At 65.2% G+C, this 4,101-nt stretch carries 7 protein-coding genes and 2 pseudogenes; 3 read left to right on the top strand and 6 right to left on the bottom strand.

From position 1 onward, the window contains the following. Positions 1-101: pseudogene (locus P0D62_RS18805) on the top strand (IS982 family transposase); the annotation flags it as partial. Positions 102-229: 128 nt separating this feature from the next. Continuing rightward, positions 230-757 (top strand): dihydrofolate reductase family protein, encoded by a 528-nt coding sequence (locus P0D62_RS18800; RefSeq protein ID WP_275704062.1) that lies wholly within the window; start codon positions 230-232, stop codon positions 755-757. Between the two features lie 285 nt (positions 758-1,042). On the opposite strand, the gene P0D62_RS18795 is transcribed toward P0D62_RS18800, so the two are convergent. The 5 genes from P0D62_RS18795 to P0D62_RS18775 all read right to left on the bottom strand — a co-directional run bounded on the left by P0D62_RS18795 (position 1,043) and on the right by P0D62_RS18775 (position 3,515). Continuing rightward, on the bottom strand, positions 1,043-1,456 hold the full coding sequence (locus P0D62_RS18795) for a type II toxin-antitoxin system VapC family toxin (RefSeq protein WP_275704061.1): 414 nt from the start codon (positions 1,454-1,456) through the stop codon (positions 1,043-1,045). Continuing rightward, positions 1,453-1,704: a type II toxin-antitoxin system prevent-host-death family antitoxin gene (locus tag P0D62_RS18790; protein ID WP_275704060.1), complete on the bottom strand. Its 252-nt coding sequence runs from the start codon at positions 1,702-1,704 to the stop codon at positions 1,453-1,455. Before P0D62_RS18790 ends, P0D62_RS18795 begins: the two co-directional genes overlap by 4 nt. A gap of 76 nt (positions 1,705-1,780) precedes the next feature. Beyond that, on the bottom strand, positions 1,781-2,845 hold the full coding sequence (locus P0D62_RS18785; protein ID WP_275704059.1) for a serine hydrolase domain-containing protein: 1,065 nt from the start codon (positions 2,843-2,845) through the stop codon (positions 1,781-1,783). Further along, positions 2,842-3,288, bottom strand: coding sequence for a hypothetical protein (locus tag P0D62_RS18780; protein ID WP_275704058.1), 447 nt, complete (start codon positions 3,286-3,288; stop codon positions 2,842-2,844). Before P0D62_RS18780 ends, P0D62_RS18785 begins: the two co-directional genes overlap by 4 nt. Then, the gene (locus P0D62_RS18775) at positions 3,285-3,515 is read right to left on the bottom strand and encodes a hypothetical protein (protein ID WP_275704057.1); all 231 of its coding nucleotides are present in this window, start codon (positions 3,513-3,515) and stop codon (positions 3,285-3,287) included. Before P0D62_RS18775 ends, P0D62_RS18780 begins: the two co-directional genes overlap by 4 nt. 128 nt (positions 3,516-3,643) lie before the next feature. On the opposite strand from P0D62_RS18775, the gene P0D62_RS18770 reads away from it, so the two are divergent. Next, positions 3,644-3,994: a hypothetical protein gene (locus P0D62_RS18770; protein ID WP_275704056.1), complete on the top strand. Its 351-nt coding sequence runs from the start codon at positions 3,644-3,646 to the stop codon at positions 3,992-3,994. A 1-nt stretch (position 3,995) separates the two neighbouring features. On the opposite strand, the pseudogene P0D62_RS18765 reads toward P0D62_RS18770, so the two are convergent. Continuing rightward, a pseudogene (locus P0D62_RS18765) lies at positions 3,996-4,101 on the bottom strand (IS5/IS1182 family transposase); the annotation flags it as partial.

Genomic DNA, 4,101 nt, shown 5'->3' with positions numbered 1-4,101 from the left:
CCCGGATCGCCGCCAAGATCCTTGCACTGACCACCGCGATTTGGCACAACGACCACATCGGCGCCGCCATCCGTCGTTCACTCATCGCCTACGACCACTGAACCCCTTGGACTCACTCGTCTAGTGGTGGTCGTAAAGATCCAGCGCTGTCACGGCCCACTTGCCCGGAACGCCGCATCCCGACGCGAGCCGCGATAGTCTGCGTAGGCGGGGCGAGTAACGTGGCACGATGGCGACTCACTACTACACGGCATCGAGCCTCGACGGGTTCATCGCGACCGGAGATCACTCGCTTGAGTGGCTTTTCACCCAAGACTTCGATGTCGAGGGCCCGATGGCCTACCCCCGGTTCATCGAGGGGATCGGCGTTCTGGTGATGGGGGCCTCGACGTACGAGTGGCTGCTTCGCCATCAGGACGAGTGGACCTACACCCAGCCCGCCTGGGTGTTCACCCACCGGGAGCTTCCCGTTCCCACTGGTGCCGATGTGCGCTTCGTACACGGCGACGTGGCTACCGTGCACCCCGAGCTCGTGCGCGCAGCCGGTGAGAAGGACGTCTGGGTGATGGGCGGTGGCGACCTGGTGGGCCAGTTCGCCGATGCGGGGCTGCTCGACGACGTCTGGGTACAGTTCGCCCCGATCACCCTCGGCTCGGGACAGCCGCTGCTCCCCCGGACTCTCCAGCTGGAACTCGTCGACACCGTGCGAAACCGTGACTTCGTGTGCACCCACTACCGGGTTCCGAAGAAGAGCTGAAACGGCGTACGCCAACAAGCTGGGTCTGCACTCCGGCCGGAGAACACCTATCGGGTGCTGGCGGTGCTCAGTTATCTCGGGGCGTAGCCGGGCGCGAGCAGGGGCCTGGGAACAGGGTCTGCATGCGCGTCGCGATCACCGCGCGAGCGCGGTTTTCGTCGTCGGCTGGGTGCTCGTCGCGCTCTTGGCGATAGCCGCACCCAAGGCACTCCGAATCACCGATCCGCCCACCTGAGTACCCAGATCAGAGACCAGGGCATCTGCGGCAGTCGGGTGCTGATTGTGTCAGGACTCAAGCCAAGGATTGAGGAGCCGTACTCCGGCCCGCTGGAAGTCCATCACATTCCGAGTAACCAGAACGAGGTCGTGGACCGCTGCGGTGGCCGCGATCAGGGCATCCATCTCGGGCATCGGGTCAGGTACGTGAAACCCCGCAGCCACGACCGCCACCGGCTCGTCGACACCGAGGATCCGCCCGGCGAACATCGGTTTGAGATCTTCCTCCAGCCATACCCGGAGAAGGTTGGCGCCGGCGGGATCACGGCGTTCTTTCAGTCTGACGCCCAGCTCCAGCTCGAGGATGGAGACGACGCTGAGCGCAAGATCGCCGACCGCCTGCCCACTCAGCCAGGACATCAGCTCCGGCGATCGCTTGGCGCGTGCGTCGCTCACGACATTGGTGTCGAGGAGGTACCTCACAGATCGAGCTCTCGCGGAGCCTCTCGTCGACGCGGGGGCAACTCAAGCTCAACGTCCTCGGTGCCGCGGGACCACAGCCGATCCCCCACCAGTTCGCGAGCACCAGACAGCCGTTCGAACTCCTCGGCCGTCATAAGCACATGCGAGGGCCGACCATGGTCGGTGATCGTGACGGGCCCGTGCTCAGCGGCCCGCTTAGCTGCGGAGACATCTCTATTGAACTCACGGCTCGTGATGGTGATCGACATCACACCTCCAAGCGTTATACCTACTGTAGGTATTCTATACGCCAGGCGTCAGACGACTCGTGGGCCCCGGTCCTGGTCAGACCTCTTCCCAGATCTTGCGGAGGCCCTGGGCGATGTCGTCGACGGGGATCTCCATGGAGTTGCAGCTCACGGCGATGACCGTCCTTCTATCCGGGGTGACGCCGAAGAGGGTCTGCTGTCCGGCCCACGCACCGCTGTGGCTGAGCGCACCGGCCTCGTCCACGACGATCCCCGCGCCATAGCTGATCCCGTCGGGCCCTCCCATCGGGACGGCGTCAGCGGTGGCCCGGCCCGCGAGGTCCACACCGTCGATCAGGCCGGTGCGGTAATAGTCGGCCCACAGGACGAGGCTGGTGGGGGTGCCGACCACAGAGCCATCTCCAGTTTGAAGCCATGCCGGCGATGACGGCCGCCCACCCTCGTATCCAGTCACGATGGCGTCAGAGGCCGGCTCGAGCCGAAGCTCGTGTTCGCCGAACACCCTGCGCGCGAGGAAGTCTGCGAACGGTCTCCCGGTCGCGGCTTCCACGACTTCGGCGAGCAGCACGTAGTTTGAGTTGGAGTAGTCGAACCGGAGTCCGGGGACATCAGCCAGTTCCTCGACCTCCCCGATCGCCCGCAGCGCGTCGTCTTGCGTGGCCAGATCGGAGACATCGACACCCGCATCCACGAGCAGCCAGGTGTAGTCCGGGATGCCAGTCCGATGCCGCATCATCTCCGCCAGCGTGATCGACGCCGCCCAGGACGGCAGCTCGGGCAGCCAATCGCGCAGAGAGTCCTCCAGCGAGAGCGTCCCTTCCTTCTCCAGGAGAAGGATCGCCGTGGCGGTGAACTGCTTGGCCACCGACGCGAAGTCAAACAGGCCCGCCTCCGTCAGGGGCTCCTTCGTCTCCATGTCAGCCACACCGCGCGCCCCGGCCCACGCGAGGGTGCCGTCGACGGCGACCGCAGCGGAGCACCCGGGAGCATCTGTCGTGAGGAGATGCTCAAGGAGCGCTTCACTCTGGCTCACCCCGTCGGCGCCGGAGGTCCGCCGCGTGACGTCAGGCCCCGGAGACTCTCCCGCGCATACGCCAAGGAAGAACGAGGCACCGACGACCAGGGCAGCGAATCGCCTCATAGAAGCCGGCCTCGATCGATTCCGAGGGCACTCAGCACGCGCGCCACCGTGCCGTGCTCGCGCTCCGCTGCCGCCCGCACGATGTGGACCATCCTCAGCCCGCGCGGCCGATCCTGTTTCGCCAGCACACGGGCACGTTGGAAAACCTCTTGAGCCGAGACCTCGCTTCGATACACCCCTGGCTTCGCCTGCGCCGACGGCAGTTCTCCGTCACCGACGGCAACTCCGATCGACTCGAGCGCACCGGCATGAACCGCAACGAGCGCCTCCCTGAATCGGGAAGCGTCGACACCCAGTGCGACGCGAGCAGAGTCGTCCTCGAGAAGCAACGCTGCGAGGACGAGGTGTTCCGCAGCGGGCGCTTCGTCGCCGAGCGCGAGCGCTTGCCGCTCAGCCTCGGTCAGAAGCGCATTGATGGTCCGGATCTCCTGGATAGCGTTCATGGCTTCTCTTTCGTTGAGGTTGACCGTTTGGAGGGGGCGAGACGTTTATGCGCAGCTTGGGCCGTCATGCCGAGGGCCTCCCCGATGTGAGCCCAGGTCCAGCCCTTCGTGAGGGCGCTGTCGACGGCGGACCTCTCGAGCGAGTTGGCGAGCCGACGCAGGGCCACGACGGCGGCGAACGCCTCGGCTGGGTCGTCGGCGGACGGAATGCGTATCTGATCTGCCATGTATCAACTTTAGTTGATACATGAGGCCATATCAACCAAAGTTGATGTTTTCGGCTCACCCAGCTCCACCCCAGGTATCACGGCACCGTCGGAACCCGGTGGCATGATGGGTGGGCAAGGAGCGCATCATGACACCCATCGACGGGACGGGCGGCCGGGCACGCGCCATCTGGCTTGCCATCCGTGCATTCGGCGCCTTCGGGCTGAGCATCGGCCTGGTGATCTACTTGATCGCGGGCTTCATCACCTTCCTACTCAAGGGAACGGAATGGCGCTCGGTCTCCATGATTGTCGGGGTACTGGCGCTCGGCTTCGCTGCGCTCTCGCTCGTGGTGTGGCTGGTCGCGCTCGTAGTCTCGTGGTGGCTGCTCGGCGCCAGCCGCTGGACGATGCTCAGTGGGCGCGAACGCCGCGAGCATCTGCTCGCCATCTACGATCAGGCAGCAAGCGAGGCGGCTGCTAAGAGATTCCGCAGGTAGGTCATGGTCGTCGGGTTGGTCGGGTGTCCCAGCGGTGGGTTGTCCAAGCGGTGCGGACGAGGCGTCGGATCACGATGACCGCGTTGGCCAAAGCGATGAATGCCTCG

It is taken from the genome of Tessaracoccus caeni (assembly GCF_029211185.1).
Classification (GTDB): domain Bacteria; phylum Actinomycetota; class Actinomycetes; order Propionibacteriales; family Propionibacteriaceae; genus Arachnia; species Arachnia caeni.
This window is presented reverse-complemented; position numbering and strand designations above follow the sequence as displayed.